At 72.1% G+C, this 23,630-nt stretch carries 23 protein-coding genes and 1 tRNA gene; 19 read left to right on the top strand and 5 right to left on the bottom strand.

What is annotated here, in order from left to right:
* The 7 genes from ACFWI4_RS30820 to ACFWI4_RS30790 all read left to right on the top strand — a co-directional run.
* On the top strand, nucleotides 1-393 hold a 393-nt coding region (locus ACFWI4_RS30820), incomplete at its 5' end, for a sugar phosphate nucleotidyltransferase (RefSeq protein WP_387202871.1).
* Nucleotides 394-398: 5 nt separating this feature from the next.
* Nucleotides 399-1,721, top strand: a complete 1,323-nt coding sequence (glp, locus tag ACFWI4_RS30815; protein WP_387202868.1) for a gephyrin-like molybdotransferase Glp — start codon at nucleotides 399-401, stop codon at nucleotides 1,719-1,721.
* A 209-nt stretch (nucleotides 1,722-1,930) separates the two neighbouring features.
* Nucleotides 1,931-2,443 (top strand): cyclic pyranopterin monophosphate synthase MoaC, encoded by a 513-nt coding sequence (gene moaC, locus ACFWI4_RS30810; protein WP_387202865.1) that lies wholly within the window; start codon nucleotides 1,931-1,933, stop codon nucleotides 2,441-2,443.
* Nucleotides 2,440-2,979 (top strand): molybdenum cofactor biosynthesis protein B, encoded by a 540-nt coding sequence (locus tag ACFWI4_RS30805; RefSeq protein WP_385395491.1) that lies wholly within the window; start codon nucleotides 2,440-2,442, stop codon nucleotides 2,977-2,979. The genes moaC and ACFWI4_RS30805 overlap by 4 nt, the downstream gene beginning before the upstream one ends.
* Nucleotides 2,976-3,695, top strand: a complete 720-nt coding sequence (locus tag ACFWI4_RS30800; RefSeq protein WP_385395660.1) for a GNAT family N-acetyltransferase — start codon at nucleotides 2,976-2,978, stop codon at nucleotides 3,693-3,695. Before ACFWI4_RS30805 ends, ACFWI4_RS30800 begins: the two co-directional genes overlap by 4 nt.
* A gap of 173 nt (nucleotides 3,696-3,868) precedes the next feature.
* A complete protein-coding gene (glpR, locus tag ACFWI4_RS30795; protein ID WP_387202861.1) occupies nucleotides 3,869-5,164 on the top strand; it encodes a gephyrin-like molybdotransferase receptor GlpR in 1,296 nt (431 codons plus the stop codon).
* A gap of 97 nt (nucleotides 5,165-5,261) precedes the next feature.
* Nucleotides 5,262-5,335: transfer RNA gene (locus ACFWI4_RS30790), tRNA-Ala, on the top strand.
* Between the two features lie 104 nt (nucleotides 5,336-5,439).
* On the opposite strand, the gene ACFWI4_RS30785 is transcribed toward ACFWI4_RS30790, so the two are convergent.
* Entirely contained in the window at nucleotides 5,440-5,982 is a 543-nt protein-coding gene (locus tag ACFWI4_RS30785) for a hypothetical protein (protein ID WP_387202858.1), read from the bottom strand.
* 61 nt (nucleotides 5,983-6,043) lie between these two features.
* A complete protein-coding gene (locus ACFWI4_RS30780; protein ID WP_387202855.1) occupies nucleotides 6,044-6,520 on the bottom strand; it encodes a GNAT family N-acetyltransferase in 477 nt (158 codons plus the stop codon).
* Between the two features lie 117 nt (nucleotides 6,521-6,637).
* Between ACFWI4_RS30780 and ACFWI4_RS30775 the strand changes: the two genes are divergently transcribed.
* Nucleotides 6,638-7,441: an exodeoxyribonuclease III gene (locus tag ACFWI4_RS30775; protein ID WP_387202853.1), complete on the top strand. Its 804-nt coding sequence runs from the start codon at nucleotides 6,638-6,640 to the stop codon at nucleotides 7,439-7,441.
* Here the strand turns inward: ACFWI4_RS30775 and ACFWI4_RS30770 are convergent.
* Entirely contained in the window at nucleotides 7,429-8,112 is a 684-nt protein-coding gene (locus ACFWI4_RS30770) for a MerR family transcriptional regulator (protein ID WP_387202880.1), read from the bottom strand. The two genes, ACFWI4_RS30775 and ACFWI4_RS30770, sit on opposite strands and share 13 nt — an antisense overlap.
* Nucleotides 8,113-8,309: 197 nt before the next feature.
* Between ACFWI4_RS30770 and ACFWI4_RS30765 the strand changes: the two genes are divergently transcribed.
* The 4 genes from ACFWI4_RS30765 to ACFWI4_RS30750 all read left to right on the top strand — a co-directional run bounded on the left by ACFWI4_RS30765 (nucleotide 8,310) and on the right by ACFWI4_RS30750 (nucleotide 12,107).
* Nucleotides 8,310-9,863, top strand: a complete 1,554-nt coding sequence (locus ACFWI4_RS30765; protein ID WP_387202850.1) for a flavin-containing monooxygenase — start codon at nucleotides 8,310-8,312, stop codon at nucleotides 9,861-9,863.
* Nucleotides 9,860-10,807: an alpha/beta fold hydrolase gene (locus tag ACFWI4_RS30760; RefSeq protein ID WP_387202847.1), complete on the top strand. Its 948-nt coding sequence runs from the start codon at nucleotides 9,860-9,862 to the stop codon at nucleotides 10,805-10,807. The genes ACFWI4_RS30765 and ACFWI4_RS30760 overlap by 4 nt, the downstream gene beginning before the upstream one ends.
* A complete protein-coding gene (locus ACFWI4_RS30755) occupies nucleotides 10,804-11,688 on the top strand; it encodes an SDR family oxidoreductase (RefSeq protein ID WP_385395512.1) in 885 nt (294 codons plus the stop codon). Before ACFWI4_RS30760 ends, ACFWI4_RS30755 begins: the two co-directional genes overlap by 4 nt.
* A gap of 221 nt (nucleotides 11,689-11,909) precedes the next feature.
* Nucleotides 11,910-12,107 (top strand): hypothetical protein, encoded by a 198-nt coding sequence (locus ACFWI4_RS30750; protein ID WP_385395515.1) that lies wholly within the window; start codon nucleotides 11,910-11,912, stop codon nucleotides 12,105-12,107.
* Nucleotides 12,108-12,252: 145 nt separating this feature from the next.
* Here the strand turns inward: ACFWI4_RS30750 and ACFWI4_RS30745 are convergent, their stop codons facing one another.
* A complete protein-coding gene (locus ACFWI4_RS30745) occupies nucleotides 12,253-15,804 on the bottom strand; it encodes a S41 family peptidase (protein WP_387202843.1) in 3,552 nt (1,183 codons plus the stop codon).
* A gap of 322 nt (nucleotides 15,805-16,126) precedes the next feature.
* Here ACFWI4_RS30745 and ACFWI4_RS30740 point away from each other — a divergent pair, with 322 nt between their 5' ends.
* Both ACFWI4_RS30740 and ACFWI4_RS30735 read left to right on the top strand, forming a co-directional pair.
* Nucleotides 16,127-16,717, top strand: a complete 591-nt coding sequence (locus tag ACFWI4_RS30740) for a TetR/AcrR family transcriptional regulator (RefSeq protein WP_387202840.1) — start codon at nucleotides 16,127-16,129, stop codon at nucleotides 16,715-16,717.
* Between the two features lie 173 nt (nucleotides 16,718-16,890).
* Entirely contained in the window at nucleotides 16,891-19,104 is a 2,214-nt protein-coding gene (locus tag ACFWI4_RS30735; protein ID WP_387202837.1) for an MMPL family transporter, read from the top strand.
* A 58-nt stretch (nucleotides 19,105-19,162) separates the two neighbouring features.
* Here the strand turns inward: ACFWI4_RS30735 and ACFWI4_RS30730 are convergent, their stop codons facing one another.
* The gene (locus ACFWI4_RS30730) at nucleotides 19,163-19,519 is read right to left on the bottom strand and encodes an SsgA family sporulation/cell division regulator (RefSeq protein WP_387202834.1); all 357 of its coding nucleotides are present in this window, start codon (nucleotides 19,517-19,519) and stop codon (nucleotides 19,163-19,165) included.
* A 291-nt stretch (nucleotides 19,520-19,810) separates the two neighbouring features.
* Between ACFWI4_RS30730 and ACFWI4_RS30725 the strand changes: the two genes are divergently transcribed.
* The 5 genes from ACFWI4_RS30725 to ACFWI4_RS30705 all read left to right on the top strand — a co-directional run bounded on the left by ACFWI4_RS30725 (nucleotide 19,811) and on the right by ACFWI4_RS30705 (nucleotide 23,559).
* Nucleotides 19,811-20,860, top strand: coding sequence for an energy-coupling factor ABC transporter permease (locus tag ACFWI4_RS30725; RefSeq protein WP_387202831.1), 1,050 nt, complete (start codon nucleotides 19,811-19,813; stop codon nucleotides 20,858-20,860).
* A gap of 1 nt (nucleotide 20,861) precedes the next feature.
* Nucleotides 20,862-21,623: a cobalt ECF transporter T component CbiQ gene (gene cbiQ / locus ACFWI4_RS30720; RefSeq protein ID WP_385395533.1), complete on the top strand. Its 762-nt coding sequence runs from the start codon at nucleotides 20,862-20,864 to the stop codon at nucleotides 21,621-21,623.
* Nucleotides 21,611-22,378 (top strand): energy-coupling factor ABC transporter ATP-binding protein, encoded by a 768-nt coding sequence (locus ACFWI4_RS30715; protein WP_385395536.1) that lies wholly within the window; start codon nucleotides 21,611-21,613, stop codon nucleotides 22,376-22,378. The genes cbiQ and ACFWI4_RS30715 overlap by 13 nt, the downstream gene beginning before the upstream one ends.
* Nucleotides 22,375-22,845, top strand: coding sequence for a MarR family winged helix-turn-helix transcriptional regulator (locus tag ACFWI4_RS30710; protein ID WP_387202827.1), 471 nt, complete (start codon nucleotides 22,375-22,377; stop codon nucleotides 22,843-22,845). Before ACFWI4_RS30715 ends, ACFWI4_RS30710 begins: the two co-directional genes overlap by 4 nt.
* A gap of 309 nt (nucleotides 22,846-23,154) precedes the next feature.
* On the top strand, nucleotides 23,155-23,559 hold the full coding sequence (locus ACFWI4_RS30705; protein WP_387202877.1) for an organic hydroperoxide resistance protein: 405 nt from the start codon (nucleotides 23,155-23,157) through the stop codon (nucleotides 23,557-23,559).
* Nucleotides 23,560-23,630: the final 71 nt, after the last annotated feature.

The following is a 23,630-nucleotide window of genomic DNA, read 5'->3' as shown; positions in this document are numbered from 1 at the left end:
ATCCACCTCTACGGATGCGCCGCCGTCGAGGCCACCGGCGAGGGCGACCTGGTCAAGGTGACCGGCCTGGTCGAGAAGCCCGACCCGGCGGACGCGCCCAGCAGTTACGCCGTCATCGGACGGTACGTCCTCGACCCGCACGTCTTCGACATACTGCGCACGACCGAGCCGGGCCGCGGCGGCGAGATCCAGCTCACCGACGCCCTCCAGCAGCTCGCCGCGGACGAGAAGGTCGGCGGCCCCGTGCACGGCGTCGTCTTCAAGGGCCGCCGCTATGACACCGGGGACCGGGGCGACTACCTGCGTGCCATTGTCAGACTCGCATGCGAACGTGAAGACCTGGGCCCGGACTTCCGGACCTGGCTCCGCAGTTACGTAGCCGAGGAGATGTAGGGACTTTGAGCAGCGCCGCGACCCGCACCACCGGCCAGGATCACCTCTGGTCGGTGGACGACCACCTGGAGGACATCCTCGGCACCGTCCGTCCCCTCGAACCCATCGAGCTCCAACTCCTCGACGCCCAGGGCTGCGTCCTGCTGGAGGACGTCACGGTGCCGGTCTCCCTGCCGCCGTTCGACAACAGCTCGATGGACGGGTACGCGGTGCGGGTCGCGGACGTGGCGGGCGCGAGCGAGGAGTTCCCGGCGGTCCTGACGGTCGTCGGCGACGTCGCGGCCGGCCAGGCCGAACAGCCCTACGTGGGCCCCGGCCAGGCCGCCCGCATCATGACCGGCGCCCCGCTGCCGCCCGGCGCCGAAGCCGTCGTCCCCGTCGAGTGGACGGACGGCGGCCTCGGCGAGGGACCCGTCTCCGGGATGCGCGCCCACAGCGCGTCCCCCGAGGGCTCCTACGGACAGGTCCACGTGCACCGCCAGGCCGAGGCACGCGCGCACGTCCGCGCCAGGGGCAGCGACGTGAAGGCGGGCGACCGCGCCCTCGAAGCCGGCACCGTCCTCGGCCCGCCCCAGATCGGCCTGCTCGCCGCGATCGGCCGTGGCACCGTGCGGGTGCGCCCCCGCCCGCGCGTGGTCGTCCTGTCCACCGGCAGCGAACTCGTCCAGCCCGACGAGGAGTTGGGCACCGGCCAGATCTACGACTCCAACAGCTTCGCCCTGTGCGCCGCCGCCCGCGACGCCGGAGCCATCGCCTACCGCGTCGGCGCCGTCGCCGACGACGCCGAGACCCTCCGCTCGACCATCGAGGACCAGCTCGTCCGCGCGGACCTGGTGGTGACGACCGGCGGCGTCAGCGTCGGCGCCTACGACGTCGTCAAGGAGGCACTGTCCTCGGTCGCCGACGAGGACGAGGAGGGCGGCGGCATCGACTTCCGCACCCTCGCCATGCAGCCCGGCAAACCCCAGGGCTTCGGCTCCATCGGCCCCGACCACACACCGCTGCTCGCGCTCCCCGGCAACCCCGTCTCGTCGTACGTCTCCTTCGAGCTCTTCGTCCGCCCCGCCATCCGCACCCTGATGGGACTCACGGACGTCCACCGGCCCACGACCAGGGCGAAGCTCTCCGCCGGCAAGGCGCTGACCTCGCCGAAGGGCCGCCGCCAGTTCCTGCGCGGGACGTACGCGGACGGCACCGTGACACCCGTCGGCGGTGCCGGATCCCACCTGGTCGCCGCCCTCGCGCACGCCGACGCGCTGATCGTCGTCCCCGAGCAGGACACCTCCGTCGAGCCCGGCACCGAGGTCGAGGTCGTGCTCCTCGGCTGACCCGCAGGGGCCCGCCCGGCACCGCCGGGTGGACCGCCCCGCACCCGAGGCCGGCCCACCCGGCGCCCGCCGCGGACCCCACCGCAGGTCGCACCGGGGGCGCCCGGCCCCTGACGGCTGCGTGGCGCCGGTCGGGCGGGCGGTAACGTGTCGCGCACACCAGGCCCACGCGCCGCACCGCGACGGGCCCCGACCGGGAGCGCCCACGCATGACTGTTCCGTCCCGGGGGGAGACCTCCGGACCCTCAGTGCAGAGCCGGCTGACGCACATCGACGAGGCCGGGGCCGCCCGCATGGTCGACGTGTCCGGCAAGGACGTGACCGCCCGCACCGCGCGCGCGAGCGGCCGGGTCCTCGTCTCACCCCGCGTCGTGGAGCTGCTGCGCGGCGAGGGCGTCCCCAAGGGCGACGCCCTCGCCACCGCCCGCATCGCCGGGATCATGGGAGCCAAGCGCACACCGGACCTGATCCCGCTGTGCCACCCGTTGTCGGTGTCCGGTGTCAAGATTGACCTGTCGGTCGCGGACGACGCCGTCGAGATCCTCGCCACCGTGAAGACCACCGACCGCACGGGCGTCGAGATGGAGGCCCTCACCGCGGTCAGCGTGGCGGCCCTGACCGTGATCGACATGGTCAAGGCCGTCGACAAGGGAGCGGTCATCACGGACGTACGGGTGGAAGAGAAGACGGGCGGGAAATCGGGCGACTGGAGCCGGACATGAGCGACGCCACCGTCATCGGCGGGGCCCTCCCGGCGGACTACAGCGCGCTCGTCGTCACCGCCTCCAACCGCGCCGCGGCCGGCGTCTACGAGGACAAGGGCGGCCCCCTGGTCGCCGCGGGCCTCGTGGAGTCCGGCTTCGCCGTCGACGGGCCGTGGGTCGTGCCCGACGGGGACCCCGTCGAGGAGGCCCTGCGCGCCGGGATCGAGGCGGGCTACGACGTCATCGTCACCACCGGCGGCACGGGGATCTCTCCCACCGACCGCACCCCCGAGGCGACCCTGCGCGTGCTCGACCGCGAGATCCCCGGAATCCCCGAGGCCATCAGGGCGTTCGGCAGGGACAAGGTGCCCACCGCCGCGCTCTCGCGAGGACTCGCCGGAGTCGCCCGGGGGACGCTGATCGTCAACCTGCCGGGCTCCGCCGGCGGGGTCAGGGACGGCCTCGCCGTTCTGGACCCCCTCCTGATCCACGCCGTCGACCAGATCCGCGGCGGCGACCACCACAGACCCGACGGCAGTGGAGGTGCGAGCTGAACAGCCCTTCCTGGCCGGTCGAGCTGGTGGACGGCGATGTCGTCCTCCGGCCGATAAGGCTGCGCGACCAGCGGGCCTGGCGCGAGGTGAACCGGCGCAACCGCGACTGGCTGCGGCCCTGGGAGGCGACCATCCCGCCGCCCACGCCCAGCGGCCCGATCGCGCACCGGCCGACGTACCGGCAGATGGTCCGCCATCTGCGTGCCGAGGCCAACGCGGGCCGGATGCTGCCCTTCGTGATCGAGTACCAGGGGCGGCTCGTCGGCCAGCTCACGGTGGCCGGGATCACCTGGGGCTCGATGTGCTCCGGCCACATCGGCTACTGGGTGGACCAGTCGGTCGCGGGCCGCGGCGTGATGCCGACGGCCGTGGCGCTCGTGAGCGACCACTGCTTCCGCACCGTCGGACTGCACCGCATCGAAGTCTGCATTCGCCCCGAGAACGGACCCAGTCGCAGGGTCGTGGAGAAACTCGGATTCCGGGAGGAAGGGCTGCGCCCGCGCTATCTCCACATCGACGGTGCCTGGCGGGACCATCTCGTCTTCGCGCTCACCGCCGAGGAAGTGCCCGAGGGGCTGCTCGCCCGCTGGCGGCGGAAGCGCTCGGCGCAGGGCCGTCCGGGGTACGGGGGGCCGGACCGGGCGGGCTCGGACCAGGTGGGACCGGAAGGAGCCGGCCGGCAGAACCCGGGCGCGTCCGGCAGTACCGGAAAATGAAATAGGTGTTCGAAAATGATCGGCGGGCGATCGTGTCAGGACATTAAATTCGCCCTCGCGGTGGCCTGCTGATCGCATCGGTCACAAAAAAAGGTCGAAATATCAGCCGGATCGTGCGACACACCGGCTCAATTGGCAGATGGCCTCACACAAACCCCTCTACCGTGTGAGGCGTGAGCAGCAGCGGCCTCATCTACGCAGTCATTGTCGGGGCCTGGGCCGCCTACTTGGTGCCGATGTGGCTCCGTAGGCAGGACGAGCTGAACGAGGCCCGTCCGACGGAACGCTTCAGCACCGCCATCCGGCTGCTGTCCGGACGGGCGGGCATGGAGCGTCGATACGCCAAGGACCTGCGCGCACGCTCCACCGAGGAGGAGGAGCCCAGCGCCGACCCGGACGACGTCACCGATTCGGTGGACGTCCGGGCCTTCGCCGTGTCCCCGGCCCGGCCCCAGGCGACGGACCGGCACCGTCCCCACGTACAGGAACGAGTGCAGGTGCCGGAACCCGCCCAGGCGGAACAGGAGCCGGGCGCGCGTCCGGCCGGCAAGGAGAGCGGAGCGTACGAGACCTCGGGCGGCGCCCGGTCCGTACCGCACCAGCCGAGCGCGTCCGCACCGCACCAGCCGGGTGCGTCCGTGCCGAGACCTCCGGCCAAGTCCGGGGCCCAGCAGGCCTCTGCGGCCGCGGCCGGCGCGCGCCGGGCGGTCTCGGCGGAGGCCGCGGCGCGGGCCCGGCGCACGAAGGTCCTCGCGCGCCGTCGGCGTACGACGGTCCTGCTGTTCCTCGCCTTCACCCTCGGCGCGGTCGTGGCGGCGGTCGGCGGGCTCACGTTCCTGTGGGCGCCCGCGGTGCCCGCGGTCATGCTGAGCTCGTACATCGTGCATCTGCGGGCCCAGGAGCGGCGGCGCTTCACCTACACCATGGACCGCCGCCGGGCCGAGGCCGCGGCGCAGCGGCTCCGCGAGCGCCAGCCCCGCCGTCGGCCGTCCGTCGACCCCGTGGCGGACGAACCGGAGGAGGGCGCGGTCCCCGACACCGACCCCGGCCTGCTCGCGCTCGCCGCGGACCGGCGCGCCCTGGTCGAGCAGACCGACCACGCCGAGTGGGTCGACCAGCAGCGTGAGCGCCAGTGCGCGCCCGCCCAGGGGGACAGCTGGGACCCGGTGCCGGTTCCGCTGCCGACCTATGTGACCGCGCCGGTCGCGCCCCGGGCGACGTCCAGCGTGGACCTGGGCGCTCCGGACGCGTGGAGCTCCGCGCGCTCCAGCGCGGCCGAGCCGACCGCGCCCGAGGCGGAGCAGGCCGGCCAGGACCTCGCCGAGGACCCCGACGGCGCCGGGGCGGCGGACGATCCGCGCAGCGACGCCCGGCGGGCCGCGTCCGCCCGGCGGGCCCGCGAGCGCGGCCGCACGCCGCTGTTCGACCAGTACGAGGACGGCGAACGGCCGCGCGCGGCCAACGAGTGACGGGTGCGGCGACGGGGGTCCGGGGCCGTCCGGCTGACCAGGCAGGAACGGATTACCGAGCACCTCGATCGGGATGCTAGAGTTTCACTCGTTGCAAGGGCCTGTGGCGCAGTCTGGTAGCGCACCTCGTTCGCATCGAGGGGGTCTGGGGTTCAAATCCCCACAGGTCCACCGCAGCAAAGAGGCCCGTTCCCATCCGTGGGAGCGGGCCTCTTGCCATGTCCGGAGACCGGCGGCAACTCCCGCCGGTGGCACCGCGCCTGGCGGTGCTTCGGTCAGCGCCCGACGGCCAGGGACCAGCGGACCCCGGTCGGGGCCGTGACGGTCACCGTCGCGTGGGCGTGGCGGGTGCCGTGGGGCCGGTCCATGCGATTGAGGACGCCGGCGACCTTTCCCGCGGTGCAGTGGACCGGGAAGCTCAGCGCGGTCGCATCCACGGAGACCTTCAGTGTTCCCCCGCCCTCGCAGTTCACGGCGATCGACAGAGGTCCGGGACCGATTCCGCCGGGCACGTCGATCTCCGCGCTGCCGTGGGCGTTCACGGCCCGTGCGACGACCTTGATACCGGATAGGTCCGGAGCCTCGGTGACCGACTCGCCGGGCAGGTCCCGGGTGCGGTCGGAGGCCGGCGACTCCTGCGCGGGAGCCGCCGCGGCCGACGGCGAACGGTGGACGGGCGGGGAGGGCGGGGTGGAGCCGTGCCCGCCGCCGGTGCAGCCGGTCAGGGCCAGCGCGGCGGCGGCCAGCCCGGCCACCGCCGTCGTCGCGGCCCGTACGGACGGGAAGGGCGTGTGCGGAACGGTTCGGGTCGTGGACATCGGGTCGGCCTCCGGGCGCTCGGTCCGCCGGGGCCGTGCCGGATGAACACCGCCCCGATGACTAGAGGGCCTTGGCGTAGCAGAGGCTCAGTTCGTGGAAGCGGTAGTAGCCGAATTTCGGGCACGGCTCGTAGCCACTGGACGCGTACAGGGCCACCGCCTCGGGCTGCTTGGAACCCGTCTCCAGGACCATGCGGGTCCGGCCGGCGGTGCGGGCGTCCTCCTCCAGGGCGGCCAGGATGCGCCGGGCGAGACCGAGACCGCGGGTCTCGGGGATCACGTACATGCGCTTGAGCTCGGCGTCTCCGTCCGAGTAGCCCTCGTCGTTCTCCTCCTGGGTGCGCCAGCCGCCCGTGGCGACCGGACGGTCCCGCTCGTCGTACGCGATCAGATAGAGCCCGAGCGGCGGGACGAACATCCGAGCGTCCAGATGCGTGGCGTCGCCGTCGTCGCCGTAACGCTCGGCGTATTCGGCCTGAACCTGATCATTGAGTTTCACGGCGTCGGGATGGTCGAAGGTGACCGGGCGGAAATTCATGCGTAATACCGTACATCTATGCGATAGCTGAAAAGGAAGAGCGGACGGTGTCCGCGGTCGGCCGCGCCGAGGGAGATCGACTTCTGGACGGCCGTAGGGATTAAGTATCGTGCCCGGGTGCTGACTGTGACCTCGGTGAATGTGAACGGGCTCAGGGCCGCCGCGAAGAAGGGCTTCGTGGAGTGGCTCGCGGAGACCTCCGCGGACGTGCTGTGCCTCCAGGAGGTGCGGGCGGAGCCCGGGCAGCTTCCGGAGGAGGTGCGGGCCCCCGAGGGCTGGTACGTCGTGCACGCCCCCGCCGCCGCCAAGGGCCGCGCGGGTGTGTCCCTCTACACACGCCGGGAGCCCGACCGCGTCCGGATCGGCTTCGGGTCCGAGGAGTTCGACTCCAGCGGGCGGTACGTCGAGGCGGACCTGCCCGGTGTCACCGTCGCGAGCCTCTATCTGCCCTCGGGCGAGGTCGGGACCGAACGGCAGGACGAGAAGGTCCGGTTCATGGACGAGTTCCTCACCCACCTCAAGGGGCTGAGGGAGCGGGCCGCGGCCGACGGGCGCGAGGTCGTCGTCTGCGGCGACTGGAACATCGCCCACCAGGAGGCCGACCTGAAGAACTGGCGCGCCAACCGGAAGAACTCCGGCTTCCTGCCCGAGGAACGGGACTGGCTCGGCCGCGTCCTCGACACCGGGGACGGCGGCTACGTCGACGTCGTACGAGCCCTGCACCCGGACGCCGAGGGCCCTTACACCTGGTGGTCGTACCGCGGGCGGGCCTTCGACAACGATTCCGGTTGGAGAATCGACCTTCAGGTCGCCACGCCCGGGCTCGCCGGCAAGGCCGTCAAGGGCTTCGTGGAGCGCGCGGCGACCCATGAGGAGCGCTGGTCCGACCATGCGCCGGTCACGGTGGTCTACGAGCTCTGAGCGGCCTCGTCCCGGTCCCCGGGACGGGTGTCCGGGCCGTTCCGCGGGGCCCGGCGGTCCCGTAGGCGGCGGTCCAGGGAGAGGGAGAGCTCCGCTTCGACCACGCTCTTCGCCAGGGGGCGCAGGCGTTGGAGGTCCTCGTGGGTGCGGTCGCCGGTGAGGACCAGGGTGGTGAACAGTTCGGCCAGGGCCTCGGTGTGCTCGCGTACGCGGCGGGCCGCCGTCAGGACGTTCGCGAGCGGGATGCCCTCGCGGACCAGGGCGGCCGACACGTCGAGCAGACGGCGGCTGACGTGCACGATCTCGCCGCCGTCCGTGCCGAGATAGCCGAGGTCGAGCGCCGCGGCGAGGTTCTCCCCGGTCGCCTGGCCGGCGAAGACGTCCGCCAGTTCCTCGGGGGAGAGGCGGACCGGGGTCTCCTCGGTGGGCTCCCCGAGGCCGAGCAGTTCGCCGACGTCACGGCCGTGGTCGAAGGCCTCGGCGAGTTCCGCGATGCCGTTCAGGGTGTGGCCGCGCTCCAGCAGGGCCGAGATGGTGCGCAGCCGGGCCAGGTGGGTGTCGTCGTACCAGGCGATACGGCCCTCGCGCCGGGGCGGCGGTATGAGTTTGCGTTCCCGGTAGAAGCGCAGGGTGCGCACGGTGATCCCGGCCTCCTCGGCCAGTTCCTCCATGCGGTACTCGCGACGGCTGCCGGACTTCCGCGTCTCCGCGCCGCGCTTTCCTGATCCCTCGGCCACCTCCGCACCCTACGTCGTACCCCGGGTAACTTTCCCGGTCGCGACCCCTACCCATGAGTACCGGGCTGCTCTACCCTCCCGATTGTGCCAGTGTTCACTGGCAGGATCGTGCGGAGCAGGGAGGCGTCGGGATGACCGAGCACGAGCATGTACGGGTGGCGGTGATCGGATCCGGGTTCGGCGGGCTGGGAGCGGCCGTACGGCTGCGCCGCGAGGGGATCACCGACTTCGTGGTCCTGGAACGGGCCGGCGCCGTCGGCGGCACCTGGCGCGACAACAGCTATCCCGGGTGCGCCTGCGACGTCCCCTCACACCTGTACTCGTTCTCGTTCGCGCCCAACCCCGAATGGCCGCGCACCTTCTCCGGGCAGGAGCACATCCGCCCGTACCTGGAGCACGTGGCCGACGTCTTCCGGCTCCGCCCCCATCTGCGGTTCGACTCCGAGGTCACGAGGATGACCTGGGACACCGAGAAGCTCCACTGGCGGATCGAGACGAGCGCGGGGTTCCTGACGGCGGACGTCGTGGTCTCCGCGACCGGGCCGCTCTCCGACCCCAAGATCCCCGCGGTCCCGGGGATCGAGACCTTCACCGGCAAGGTGTTCCACTCGGCCCGCTGGGACCACGACCACGACCTGCGCGGCAAGCGCGTGGCCATGATCGGCACCGGGGCCTCCGCGATCCAGATCGTGCCCGCGATCCAGCCGGACGTCGCCCGGCTGACCCTGTTCCAGCGCACCCCGCCGTGGGTGATGCCCCGGGTCGACCGCGCCATCAGCGGCGCCGAACGGTGGCTGCACCGGCAGCTGCCGTTCACCGCGCAGGCCAGGCGGGGACTGCTCTGGGGCATCCGGGAACTCCAGGTGCAGGCGTTCACCAAGCGGCCCGACGAACTCGGCCTGGTCGAACGGCTGGCCAAGCGGAACATCGCGCGGGCCGTCAAGGACCCGGAGCTGCGCGCGAAGCTGACCCCCGACTACCGGATCGGCTGCAAGCGCATCCTGCTGTCGAACGCCTACTACCCGGCGCTCACGCAGCCCAATGTGGACGTGGTGGCCTCCGGGCTCGCCGAGATCGACGGCTCCACGCTCGTCGCCGCCGACGGCACCCGCGCCGAGGCCGACGTGATCGTCTTCGGGACCGGCTTCCACGTCACCGACATGCCGATCGCCGACCGGGTCGTCGGCGCGGACGGCAGGACGCTCGCGCAGGCCTGGGAGACCGGCATGAAGTCGCTGCGCGGAGCCACCGCGGCCGGTTTCCCCAACTGGATGACGATCATCGGACCGAACACCGGACTCGGGAACTCCTCGATGATCCTGATGATCGAGTCCCAGCTGAACTACATGGCGGACTTCGTGCGGCAGCTGGACGTCCTCGGCGGCCGGGTGGCGCTCGACGCCCGCCCCGCGGCCGTCGACGCCTGGAACCACCGGGTCCAGGAGCGCATGAAGCGCACGGTGTGGAACACCGGCGGCTGCACCAGCTGGTACCTGGACGCCAACGGCGTCAACACGACCGTGTGGCCCGGCACGACGACCGAGTTCCGGGGTGCCACGCGCCGCGTCGACCTCGGCGAGTACGACGTGCTGCGTGCCGGAGGGCCCGCACCCGACGCGTCGGAGGCCCCGCCCGAGCCGCGCACGAAGGACACCCGCAAGAAGAAGGTGGAGGCGGGAGCGTGAGCCGACCGACGTACGAGGCGCCCGGGGCGTACGCGCCCCCCGTGCCGGCGCGGGAACTGACCGCGCACTCCGCCGACGGTTCCCGGCTGCATGTCGAGGTGCACGGCCCCGAGGGCGCGCCGGCGGTCGTCCTGGCGCACGGCTGGACCTGCTCGACCGCCTTCTGGGCGGCCCAGATCCGGGACCTCGCCGCCGACCACCGGGTCATCGCCTACGACCAGCGGGGCCACGGACGCAGTCCCGCGAGCCAGAGGTACAGCACCGAGGCGCTCGCCGACGATCTGGAGGCGGTGCTCGCGGCGACCCTCGCGCCGGGCGAGAAGGCGGTGCTCGCGGGCCACTCCATGGGCGGGATGACGCTGATGGCGGCCTCGGCTCGGCCACGGTTCCAGGAGCACGCCGCGGCGGCGCTGCTGTGCAGCACGGGAAGCACGCGACTGGTCGAGGAGTCGCGGGTGCTGCCCTGGCGCGCCGGCCGGCTCCGGACGCGCCTCACCGGCGCCGTGCTCGGCTCGCGCGCGCCGCTCGGGCCCGTCACGCCCGTCGCCCGCCGGATCCTCAAGTACGCGACGATGGGCCCCGGTTCGTCCCCCGCCATGGTGGAGGCGTGCGCGCGGATCGTGCACGCCTGTCCGCGGGGTGTGCGCCACGCCTGGTCGGCCGTGCTCGCCTCGCTCGATCTCGACGCGGGAGTGCGGGAGTTGAGGGTGCCGACCGCGGTCGTCGCGGGCAGTGTGGACCGTATGACACCGGTCGTGCACGCCCGGGCCCTGGTGGCGGCGCTGCCGAACTGCGTCGGCAGCACCGAACTGCCGGGCCTCGGGCACATGACACCGGTGGAGGCGCCGGAACTGGTCACCGCCAGGATCCGGGAACTCGTCGCCACGTACGCGGTCAGGGCCGCGGAAGCCGAGCCGGTCGCAGAGATCAAGGAGGGCGCATGAGCAGGGTCAGCCTGGAAGGGCAGGTCGCCGTCGTCACGGGGGCCGCACGCGGTGTCGGCGAGCTCCTCGCCCGCAAGCTCTCCGCGAGGGGGGCGAAGGTCGCGCTGGTCGGACTGGAGGCCGACGAGCTGAAACGGGTCTCGGAGGGGCTGCGCGGCGAGAGCGGCCACTGGTACGCCGACGTCACCGACCACGAGGCCATGGCGCGGGTCGCCCGGGAGGTCGAGGAACGGTTCGGGAAGGTGGACGTCGTCGTCGCGAACGCCGGTGTCGCCAGCGGCGGGCCGTTCGCCGACTCCGACCCGGTCGCCTGGCGCCGGGTGATCGAGGTGAACCTCATCGGATCGGCGGTCACCGCACGGGCGTTCCTGCCCGCGCTGACGGCGAGCCGGGGCTATCTGCTCCAGATCGCGTCGCTGGCCGCCATCACCCCCGCCCCGATGATGTCGGCCTACTGCGCCTCCAAGTCCGGTGTGGAGGCCTTCGCGCACTGCCTGCGCGCCGAGGTCGGCCACAAGGGCGTGCGGGTCGGTGTCGGCTATCTGTCCTGGACCGACACGGACATGGTGCGGGGGGCCGATCAGGACGAGGTGATGCGGGAGCTGCGGCAGCGGCTGCCGTGGCCGTCGAACAAGACGTATCCGCTGGGACCGGCCGTCGACCGGATCGTGGCCGGGATCGAGCGCCGCTCCGTCCATGTGTACGCGCAGGGGTGGCTGCGCGGGATGCAGGGGATCCGGGGGTACCTGCCGGGGATCATCGGGTCGGTCGGGCAGCGCGAGATGCGGCGGTTCGAACCGCGCCTCGGCGGTGTGCGGACCGGTCTTGTCGGGGCGGGCGGGGCGGCCGACGAACAGGAGCGGACCTCGCCGGCTCCATGAGGGGACGAGGGGTGCCGCCTGCTCCGTGAGGGACCGAGGGGCGGCCGGGACCGGCGTCGGAGGAGCCTTCCGGTGCGTCCCACCGGCGCTTCTCACGGTGAGTGACCGACCGAAATGCGTGCTCTGTCCGTGCGTGTCAATCTGGTCGAGGCCCGCACAACCGCCCTTGTCCACAAGGGAGGTCGGGGCCGAATCCCTCACCCGCAACAGGAGTGAATCCCATGAGCATGCAGGACCAGTTCAAGGACAAGGCCGAGCGCATGAAGCAGCAGCAGACTGGCAAGAAGAAGACGCGTCCCGAGGGCCGCCAGGACGAGGCGAGCCGTCGCGCCCCGGCCGGCCGCGACCACGCGATGCCGGAGGCGGAGCGCTCTCAGCGTGAGGCCCAGGACCGCTTCGACCAGGACTACGACGCCTGACCGAAGCACCCGCTGTCCTGAACGGGGCGCCCTCCGCGCGGAGGGCGCCCCGTCCTTGTGCCCCGGTACCCCCCGGCCCCCCTCACGCGCCGGGCCCCCCTCACGCACCTCGGACCCCGGCCCGCCAACCCCGGTGCCGCCGGGGTCAGTTCGTTCTCGGGGGCAGCTTCGGCCTTCTTCTGTCGGGCACGTCCGAGTGGTCGGGCGGGGAGGCCGCGGGGTGGGTGCGCAGCAGGTCGAGGGAGAGCTGGACGGCGTCGTCCAGCTGGGCGTGCCGGCCCTCGGCCCAGTCGAGCGGGGTGCGCAGGATCTCCAGGTCCGGGGTGACGCCGTGGTTCTCGACGGACCAGCCGTACGCGTCGAACCAGGCGGCGTTCATGGGCACCGTGATGACCGTGCCGTCGCCGAGGCGGTGCCGGCCGGTCATGCCGACCACGCCGCCCCAGGTGCGCTGCCCCACGACCGGTCCCAGCTCCAGCAGCTTGAAGGCGGCGGTGATCATGTCGCCGTCGGAGGAGGTGGCCTCGTCGGCCAGGGCGACCACCGGCCCGCGCGGGGCGTTGGAGGCGTACGACACCGGCTGGGCGTCGCGCGTGAGGTCCCAGCCGAGGATCGTGCGGGTCAGCTTCTCGACGACCAGCTCGCTGATGTGGCCGCCCGCGTTGCCGCGTACGTCGACGATGAGGGCGGGGCGCGAGACCTCCATCCGCAGGTCGCGGTTGAACTGGGCCCAGCCCGAGCCGCCCATGTCCGGGATGTGCAGATAGCCGCAGTGTCCGCCGCTCAACTCCCGCACCACCTGGCGGCGTTTGGCCACCCAGTCCTGGTAGCGCAGGGGGCGTTCGTCGATCAGCGGGACCACGGCCACCCGGCGGGAGCGCCCCTCGCCCTCCGCCGGGGTGAAGGTCAGCTCCACGGTCGTCCCGCCCGCGCCCGCGAGCAGCGGATACGGCCCGGTGACCGGATCCACGGGCCGTCCGTCGACATGGGTGAGGACCGCTCCCTCGCGGATGCCGGTGCCGGCCAGCGGTGAACGCGCCTTGGAGTCGGACGAGTCGCCGGGCAGGATCCGCTTCACCATCCAACTGCCGTCACGGCAGACGAAGTTGGCGCCGAGCAGGCCCTGCCAGCGTTGGTAGTGGGACGGGCCCTCGTTGCGGCGCGCCGGGCTCACGTACGCATGCGAGGTGCCCAGTTCGCCGAGCACCTCGCGCAGCAGGTCCGCGAACTCGTCCGGGGAGGAGACCCGTTCGACCAGGGGGCGGTACTGCTCCAGGATCGCGGCCCAGTCGATGCCGCACATGTTCGGGTCCCAGTAGTAGGCGCGGATGATGCGGCCGGCCTCCGCGTAGGCCTGGCGCCACTCGGCGCACGGGTCCACCTCGTGCAGGATGCGGCGCAGATCGATCCAGACGGTGGAGTCGCTGTCGCCGGACTCGGTGGACGGCACGGCACGCAGGTCGCCCTCGTCGACGACGACCAGCCGGGACCCGTCGCCGCTCACCGCGAACCAGTCGAGATGGTCGACGAGTTCGGACTTCTTCCCCTTGGTGATGTTGAAGAACTCCAGGGTCGGACGGCCGGTCGTGTCGTCCGGGTTGGCGAACGTCTCGCCCAGGGCGCCGGAGATCGGCCAGCGCAGCCAGACCAGACCGCCGCCCGAGACCGGTTGCAGCGCCGAGTACTTGGAGGCCGTGACCGGGAAGGGGGTCACCCGGCTCTCCAGGCCTTCGAGTTCGACGGTCGTGGCGCTGCCGTCGCCGGAGCCGTCCTCGACCGGGTCGAGGCCTCCGGCGACGGGCCGCCCGTCGGGGTTCAGCGCGAACGGGGAGGGGGTGGCGGAGGACAGGGGGACGAGGTAGGGACGGCAGCCCAGGGGGAAGGACAGGTCGCCGGTGTGCACGTCGTACACGGGGTCGAAGCCGCGCCAGGACAGGAACGCGAGATAGCGGCCGTCCCGGGTGAACACCGGGTTCTCGTCCTCGAAGCGGCCGTTGGTGACGTCGACGATCAGCCGGTCCTTTATGCGCGCCATCTTGATCTGCCGCAGGGAGCGGCCGATCCCGGGGTGCGACCAGGTCAGCCAGGCCCCGTCCGGGGAGAAGGCGAGGTCCGTCACCGGTCCGTTGATGGACTGGATGAGCTCGACGACCTCCCCGGGCCCGGGCTGCGCGACCCCTCCGGATTCCCCGGCCCCACCGCTCCCATCGGCCGATTCGCCGTCGGCCGCCCCTTCGCCCTCGTCGGCCTCTTGGCCCGCGTTCCCGCCGCCGCTCGCGTCCCCGTCGCCGTCCGGGCCCGCGCCGTCGCCCCCGGACCCCGCCCCGTCCCCGGACCCCGCCCCGTCCCCGGCCTCGGCCCCGTCCCCGGCCTCCTCCACATCCTCCGCATCCTCCGTCTCCCCCGTACCCCCCAGCTCGTCGAGCCCGTCCGTCGCGTCGGGCTCCTCCGTGGCGTCGAGCAGCAGCAGCCGCCCGTCGTTCGAGGCGATGGCGAGGCGTTCGCCCTGGGGGTCCGACACCAGTTCCTGTACGCGGCCGAGACGGCCGGAGGCGAGGCGGCGCGGCTCGCGGGCGCCGGTCGCGCGCGGGAGGTAGGCGATCTCGACGGCGTCCTCGCCGTCCGCGTCGGTGACGTAGGCGACCTGGCCGCCCGAGCCGAGCATCTCCGGAAGCCGGACGCGTACGCCCGGGGTGTCCGAGATGGTGCGCGCGGGGCCGTCGCGGTGGGTGAGCCAGTAAAGGCTGCCGCGCACGACGACGGCGCTCGCCCGGCCCGTCTCGTCCACGGAGATGCTGTCCACGTGCTGGGCGGCCGGCACCGGGTAGGAGCGCCGTCCCGCGCGCGGACCGCCGAGCACCACGTCGAGGCGGCGGGGGACCGACTCGGGGGACAGGTCGTCGACGATCCACAGGTCGCCCGCGCACTGGTAGACGACCCGGGTGCCGTCCGAGGAGGCGTGCCGGGCGTAGAAGGCGTCGTGGTCGGTGTGGCGGCGCAGGTCGGAGCCGTCGTACGAGCACGAGTAGAGGTTCCCGACGCCCTCGTGGTCGGAGAGGAAGGCGATCCGCCCGCCGGCGAACATCGGGCAGGCGAGGTGGCCGCCGAGCTCGGCGACCAGTTGCCGGCCGTGCAGCCAGATGCGGCCCATGGCGCCGCCCCGGTAGCGCTTCCAGGCGGCCGGCTCGTGCGGTGGGGTGCCGGTGAGCAGCAGGGTCCTGCGCTCGCCGTCGATGTCGGCGACGCCGATGTCCGAGACCGGGCCCCAGGGCTGCTTGCGGCCGGGGTCGCCGTCGGTGGGGACGGCGTAGGCCCAGGTGAAGTAGGAGAAGGGCTGGCCGTGCGAGGCGACGGCGAGGATGTCGCCCTCGGGGGACCAGCCGCACACCTGGGTGTCGGCGCTGCCCCAGTAGGTGAGCCTGCGGCCCGGTCCGCCCTCCACAGGGGCCACGTGGATCTCCGGGACGAGGCTGCGCCAGCTCGTGTACGCGATCCGCCGGCCGTCGGGGGAGAAGCGGGGGTGGCCGACCTTGGTGCGGTCGACGGTGAGCCGCCAGGCGCGTCCGCGGCCGTCGAGCGGGGCCAGCCACAGGTCGTCCTCGGTGACGAAGCACAGCCGGTCGCCGCTCAGATGCGGGAAGCGCAGATAGCCGGGGGAGTTCTCGTCCGTCGTCGCGTTCTCGTACTCGTGGCTCACCTCCCCATGCTTTTCCGCTGGAGTGACCCCGGCAACTCGTGGCACGGGGGGCGCGTTGTGGGACGGGGGAGCGGATGGGGATACGGGAGGTGCGCATGGGGCGCGTCGCGGGAACGTACGCGCCCCGCGTGTGACCCTGGCCTCATCGAACCCCGGCCCCGGCCCCGCCCGGCCAGGTTTTCCCGGCCTCCCGGTCCCGTCCGCCCGGCCGCGGCTCCGGCGTGACCCAGCACACGTACGAAACGGTTTCGTTTCGCTGGCGTCGGGGGGTATCTTCAGGGCATACGAATCCGTGTCGTTCGAAGCGGGAGAGGTGAGTGGGATGGCTGAAGCCGCAACGGCGCGACGCAGTCGGATCACGCCCGAGCGTGAGGCCGAGCTCTACACGGCCGTGCTCGACCTGCTTCGGGAGGTCGGCTACGACGCCCTCACGATGGACGCCGTCGCGGCCCGTACCCGTTCCAGCAAGGCCACCCTCTACCGCCAGTGGGGCGGCAAGGCCGAGCTCGTCGTGAAAGCGCTGCGGCACCAGAAGCCGCTGAAGTTCTCCGACATGGACACCGGGAGCCTGCGGGGCGACTTCCACGCACTGGCCCTGCGCCAGGACGACTGCCAGATGGAACAGGACTCCGCGCTGATGCGGGGTCTGGCCATGGCGGCACACGGGAACCCGGACCTGCTGAAGGCGTTCCGGGAATGGCTGATCGAGCCGGAGCTGGAAGAACTGCGCCGGGTGCTCCGGCGCGGTGTCGACCGGGGTGAGATCCGTGCGGACAACCCGGCGATCGAGTACGTGATGCACATGCTCATCGGCGCCTTCGCCGCCCGCACCATGATCGACGAACTCCCGCCGACGCAGGCCTTCCTGCATTCGTATGTCGACGCCGTGGTCCTCCCCGCTCTCGGCGCCTGACGTCCCCTCCTGCCCCTGACCCACCCGGCGGACCTCCGCGGCCGTACCCGGCCACCGGACTCCGCACTCGCACCTGACGCGCCGCTCACGTCGTCGGGCTGATCACCCCTGCCCCCACTCGGGTGGTCACACCAGCCCCTGCCCTTCCACGACCTGACCGGGAGTACGCCCTCGTGGCCACATTCCTCTACAAACTCGGCCGACTCGCCTTCCGGCGACGGCATTTCGCCGCCCTGATATGGGTGGCGCTGCTCACCCTCGCCGGTGTCGGCGCCGCCTCCGCGCCCGTCGCGGGATCGTCCTCCTTCTCGATCCCCGGCACCGAGGCGCAGAAGGCCTTCGACCTGCTGGAGAGCCGCTTCCCCGGAATGAGCGCCGACGGAGCGACCGCACGGGTCGTCTTCAAGGCGCCGGCCGGCGAGAAGATGGCGGACAAGGACAACAAGGCGGCCGTCGAGAAGGCCGTCAAGGTGCTCGGCACCGGTTCCGAGGTCACCTCCGTCACCGACCCGTTCAAGGTCCACGCCGTGAGCAAGGACGGGACGATCGCCTACGCCTCGGTGCGTTACGACGTCTCCGGCATGGAGCTGAAGGACGCCTCGAAGGACGCCCTGAAGTCCGCCGCCCAGGACGCGCGGCACTCGGGGCTGACCGTCGAGGTCGGCGGTGACGCGCTCCAGGCGACGCCCGAGACGGGTTCCAGCGAGGTCATCGGCATCGCGATCGCCGCGGTCGTCCTCGTCATCACCTTCGGCTCGCTGATCGCGGCCGGACTGCCGCTGCTGACCGCGCTGATCGGCGTCGGCATCGGTGTCTCCACGATCACCGCGCTCGCCAGCGCGCTCGACCTCGGCTCCACCACCTCCACCCTCGCGATGATGATCGGCCTCGCGGTCGGCATCGACTACGCCCTGTTCATCGTCTCCCGCTACCGGGCGGAGCTGGCCGAGGGCCGCGAACGCGAGGACGCGGCCGGACGGGCCGTCGGCACGGCGGGCTCGGCCGTGGTCTTCGCCGGACTGACCGTCGTGATCGCGCTGGTCGGACTGTCGGTCGTCAACATCCCGATGCTCACCAAGATGGGTGTCGCCGCGGCCGGCACGGTCGCGGTCGCCGTCCTCATCGCCCTGACGATGATCCCGGCGCTGCTCGGCTACGCGGGCCGCAGGGTCCAGCCGGCCGGTCAGAAGAGCAGGCTGCTCGGCGGCGGCCGCGCCGCGAAGAAGGCGGGCAGGCCCAACATGGGCACGCGCTGGGCGAGCTTCGTCGTCCGCCGCCCGCTCGCGGTGCTGCTGCTCGGTGTGGTCGGCCTCGGCGCCGCCGCGGTCCCGGCCGCCTCGCTCCAGCTCGGTCTGCCCGACGACGGCTCGCAGCCGGTGTCCACCACACAGCGCCGCGCCTACGACCTGCTCTCCGAGGGCTTCGGGCCCGGCTTCAACGGCCCGCTCATGGTCGTCGTCGACGCCAAGGCGAGCGACGCGCCCAAGACGGCGTTCAGCACGGTCCACGACGAGATCAAGGACATGAAGGGCGTCGTGAGCGTGAGCCCGGCGGCGCCCAACAAGGCCGGGGACACCGCGATGATCACGGTGATCCCGGACTCGAAGCCGTCCTCCGTGACGACCGAGGACCTCGTCCACACGATCCGCGGCGCCGGAGCCGGCATCAAGGCCGACACGGACGCGACGGTGCTCGTCACCGGCTCCACGGCCATGAACATCGACTTCTCGCAGAAGCTCAACGACGCGCTGATCCCGTATCTCGCGCTCGTGGTCGGTCTCGCGTTCCTGCTGCTGATCGTGGTGTTCCGCTCGATCCTCGTCCCGCTGAAGGCGGCCCTCGGCTTCCTGCTCAGCGTGACGGCGGCCCTCGGCGCGGTCGTCGCGGTCTTCCAGTGGGGCTGGCTGTCCGGCCTGATGGGCGTCGAGGAGACCGGCCCGATCATGTCGATGATGCCGATCTTCATGGTGGGCGTGGTCTTCGGTCTGGCCATGGACTACGAGGTGTTCCTCGTGACCCGGATGCGGGAGGCGTTCGTCCACGGCGAGAAGCCCGCCCAGGCGATCGTGACCGGCTTCAAGCACGGCGCCCGGGTCGTCACCGCCGCCGCGGTCATCATGATGGCCGTGTTCTCCGGGTTCATCGGCTCCAGCGAGTCGATGATCAAGATGATCGGCTTCGGACTCGCCATCGCCGTCTTCTTCGACGCGTTCGTCGTCCGGATGGCCCTGGTCCCGGCGGTGCTCGCCCTGCTCGGCAGGCGGGCCTGGTGGCTGCCGAAGTGGCTCGACCGCGTGCTGCCGAACGTCGACGTCGAGGGCGAGGGCCTGCGGGTGCTCGACGAGCGGCCCAGCGAGGAGAAGGACCGGAAGCTGGTCGGGGTCTGATCCGCGACCAGGATCGTCGGAGTCTGATCCGCGACAGGATCTCCGGCCCGATCCGGAATCAGTGAGCCACCGGGGTGGCGGCCGTGTACGTCCGGCGGAGGAAGCGCATGAGCGCCTTCGTGTCGAGCTGCACGACCGCCACCCCCTGCGCCGAGTGGAACTCCAGGACGGCCTGGACGCGGCCGCACGGCCAGATGCGCACGTCACCGCTGTCCACGGGGACGCGCAGGCCCCGTTCCAGCAGCTCGCGCTCGAAGACCCATTCATGGGGGCCGGGCAGCGTGATGTGCACCTGGCGCGGGTCCGTCTCCGGGTCGTACCGGAGGGCCACCGGGACGGCCCGGTGTTCGTCGTCGGCGGAGTCGGCTGTGTCCGTGACGATATGAGCGCGTGCGTACTGTTCGACGGCGTGCATGAACCGACTCCTTACGCTGCGTCACCTATATGGAATGTGTGAATCCCGTCACCACTCCAATGTCGCACATCTCGCGGAAACCGCTCTCCGGCCGTCCGTGACCCTCCCTCAGGTGACGCGTGCCCCGTAAGGGCGCTCCCATGCGTGCGGTGGCGGTCGCGTCCGGCGCGGCCGTGCCGGACCTCCAGGCTCCCCGCGCCCGTGAAATGCCCCCGTACGCCTGCCCGTCGTCGGCTGTTCGCGTTGTCGCGCTCTTGCAAGTCATTCGCAACAAGGCATTATCATCGGACGGTGCACGTTCCTGACGGATTCATCAATGCCCCGGTCTCCGCGGCCGCAGGCGTCGTCGCGGCCGGCGCCCTCGCCGTGAGCCTGCGGGGTGCCCGCCGCGAACTCGACGAACGGACCGCTCCGCTCGCCGGCCTGGTCGCCGCCTTCATCTTCGCCGTGCAGATGCTGAACTTCCCGGTCGCCGCCGGGACCAGCGGGCACCTGCTCGGCGGCGCCCTGGCCGCGATCCTCGTCGGCCCCTTCACCGGCGTCCTGTGCGTCTCGGTCGTCCTGCTCATGCAGGGCATCCTCTTCGCGGACGGCGGTCTCACCGCGCTCGGCGTCAACATCACCGACATGGCGATCACCACCACGGTCGTCTCGTACGTCGTCTTCCGCGGCCTGGTGAAGGTGCTGCCCCGCAAGCGGCGCTCCGTCACCGTCGCGTCCTTCGTCGCGGCCCTGCTCTCCGTCCCCGCCGCCGCCGTCGTCTTCACCCTCGTCTACGCGGTCGGCGGCACCACCGACGTCGCGCTCTCCAAGGTCGCCACCGCCATGGTCGGCGTCCACGTCCTCATCGGCATCGGCGAAGCGGTGATCACCGCGCTCACCGTCGGCGCCGTCATCGCCGTACGGCCCGACCTCGTGTACGGCGCCCGCGGCCTCCAGCAGCGGCTCAAGCTGCGGGTGAACGGGGAACTCGTCGACACCCCCGCGGCCGTCGCCCCCGCCCCGGCCCGCTCCTCGCACCGCAAGGTCTGGATCACCGGCCTGGTCACCTCCCTCGTCCTCGCCGGGTTCGTCAGCTTCTACGCCTCCGCGAGCCCCGACGGCCTGGAGAAGGTCGCCAAGGACAAGGGCATCGACACCAGGACGAAGCCGCACGCCTCCGAGGACTCGCCGCTCGCCGGATACGGGGTCAAGGACGTCTCCGACGCCCGTCTCTCCGGCGGTCTCGCCGGGGTCATCGGCGTCGGCGCCACCGTCGCCGCGGGCAGCGGCGTCTTCTGGGCGGTCCGCAGGCGGCGCCCGGCCGACACCTCGCCCGCCTCCGTGCCGGAAGGCGTCTGAGGTGGGGGCCGGGCACGCTCATCAGCTCTACCGGCACGCCGACTCGCCCGTGCACGCCCTGCCGCCGCACACCAAGCTGGCCGCGGCCCTCGCCTTCGTGGTCGTGGTCGTCTCCACCCCGCGCGAGGCGATGTGGGCGTTCGCGCTGTACGCCGTGCTGCTCGCCGTCGTCGCCCACCGGGCCCGGGTGCCTGCGGGCGTCCTGCTGCGCCGGCTGCTGATCGAGATCCCGTTCGTCGCGTTCGCGGTGCTCATGCCGTTCGTGGCGGAGGGCGACCGGGTGGACGTGCTGGGACTGTCGTTGAGCGTCAACGGTCTGTGGGGCGCATGGAACGTCCTCGCCAAGGGCACCCTCGGCGTCGCCGCGTCCGTCCTGCTGGCCTCCACCACCGGGCTGCGCGAACTGCTCCTCGGCCTCCAGCGGCTGAAGCTGCCGCCGCTCCTCGTGCAGATCGCCGCCTTCATGATCCGCTACGGGGACGTCATCACCGACGAGATGCGGCGCATGCGGATCGCGCGGGAGTCGCGCGGCTTCGAGGCCAGCGGGGTACGGCACTGGGGGGTGCTCGCGAAGTCGGCGGGCGCCCTGTTCATCCGCTCCTACGAACGCGGGGAACGCGTGCACCTGGCCATGGTCAGCCGCGGGTACGCCGGTTCCATGCCCGTCATCGACGAGGTGACCGCGTCCCGGGCGCAGTGGTCGTACGCCCTCGCCCTGCCCTTCGCCGCCCTCGCCGTATGCCTGTTGGGATGGACCCTGTGACGTCTGCCGCACCTTCGCTGGAGGTCTCCGGCCTCGCGTTCGCCTACCCGGACGGCCACCAGGCCCTGTTCGGCGTCGACTTCCGGATCGAGCGGGGCGAGCGCGTCGCCCTGCTCGGCCCGAACGGGGCGGGCAAGACCACCCTCGTCCTGCACCTCAACGGCATCCTGACCGGCGGCGCCGGAACGGTCGCCGTCGCCGGACTCCCGGTCGGCAAGCGGCACATGGCGGAGATCCGGCGCCGGGTCGGCATCGTCTTCCAGGACCCGGACGACCAGCTGTTCATGCCGACCGTGCGCGAGGACGTGGCCTTCGGACCGGCCGCCGCCGGCATGAAGGGCGACGAGCTGGAGCAGCGGGTCCGCACCGCCCTGGAGCGGGTCGGCATGGAGGCCTTCGCCGACCGTCCCCCGCACCACCTGTCCTTCGGGCAGCGGCGCCGGGTCGCCGTCGCGACGGTGCTGGCGATGGAGCCGGAGATTCTCGTCCTGGACGAGCCCTCCTCCAACCTCGACCCCGCCTCCCGGCGCGAACTCGCCGACATCCTGCGCTCGTTGGACGTCACCGTCCTCATGGTCACCCATGACCTGCCGTACGCCCTCGAACTGTGCCCCCGCTCCCTCGTCCTCAGCGACGGCGTGATCGTCGCCGACGGCGGGACCGGCGCCCTCCTCTCGGACGACACGCTGATGCGCACCCATCGTCTGGAGCTGCCCTTCGGGTTCGACCCGCGCTCCGTGACAATGGGGGCGTGACCAAACAAGAGGACGTCGCGCCGGCCGGGTCGCTGCTGCTCGACGACCAGCTGTGCTTCGCGCTGTACGCGGCACAGCGGGCCGTGACCGCCGCGTACCGCCCGCTGCTGGAGGAACTCGGCCTCACCTATCCGCAGTACCTCGTCCTGCTGGTCCTGTGGGAGCGCGGCGAGACCACGGTCAAGGACCTGGGCGCCGCCCTGCGCCTCGACTACGGCACGATGTCGCCGCTGCTCAAGCGGCTGGAGTCGGCGGGGCTGGTGCGCCGTGAGCGCTCGGCGGACGACGAGCGCTCGGTCCGTGTGACCCTCACGGGGCGCGGCGAACTGCTCAGGGAGCGCGCCGAGGACGTACCGCAGGCGCTGCTGACGGCGACCGGTCTGAGCGAGGCCGAGGTCACGCGCCTGCGCGAGGAGCTGTGGCGGCTGACGGAGCGGGCGCAGGGCGCGGCCGCGCGGGGGCGCTGATCCCGCGGGGCGTCGGTCCGAGGGGCCGCTGACGCGTGCGGGTGCCGGTCCGCGAGGCCCTGACGCGCGAGGGCGTCGGTCCGCGAGGCTCATGTGCCGCGCGCCGGTGCGTTGATCCACGGGTTACCGGCGGTTCGTCGTCACTTGTCTCGACTCATCGTGACCCGAGGCTTTCCGGGCTCCATACCGGCCGGTACCTTGTGCACGATGCATTTGCGCGACGCGCCTGTGTGAGCTTCTGTTGCCCGCTCTGGGGGAGGTCCTGCCGTGATCGACGGCGCCGTAGTCGACACCCGTCCGACGAAGATCATGTATGTCGCCGAGGCGACCGCCCACGGCGGCCGGAACGGCTTCGTGACCAGCCAGGACGGGCAGCTCGAACTGAAGGTCGCGATGCCCCCCGCGCTGGGCGGCGACGGGAACGGCACCAACCCGGAGCAACTGTTCGCGGCCGGGTTCAGCGCCTGCTTCCACAACGCGCTGGTGCTGGTCGGCCGCCGCGCCGGCCTCGACCTCTCCGGCTCCACGGTCGCGGCCAAGGTCGGGATCGGCCCCAACAAGCAGCACGGCTACGGACTCGCGGTCGCCCTGAGCGTCTCGCTCCCCGTCCTCGACGCGGACGTGGCCGCCAAGCTCGTGGACGCCGCCCACGAGGTCTGCCCGTACTCGAACGCCACCCGCGGCAACATCGAGGTCACGATCCTGCTGGGCTAGCCGGCCTAGGAATCGAAGGCCGCGGACGCGTGTTCCACTCACCATCGGCAGTTTCTGCGGTGGTGAGGCGA

Source organism: Streptomyces sp. NPDC127038 (assembly GCF_042725875.1).
In the GTDB taxonomy this organism is placed as follows: domain Bacteria; phylum Actinomycetota; class Actinomycetes; order Streptomycetales; family Streptomycetaceae; genus Streptomyces.
This window is presented reverse-complemented; position numbering and strand designations above follow the sequence as displayed.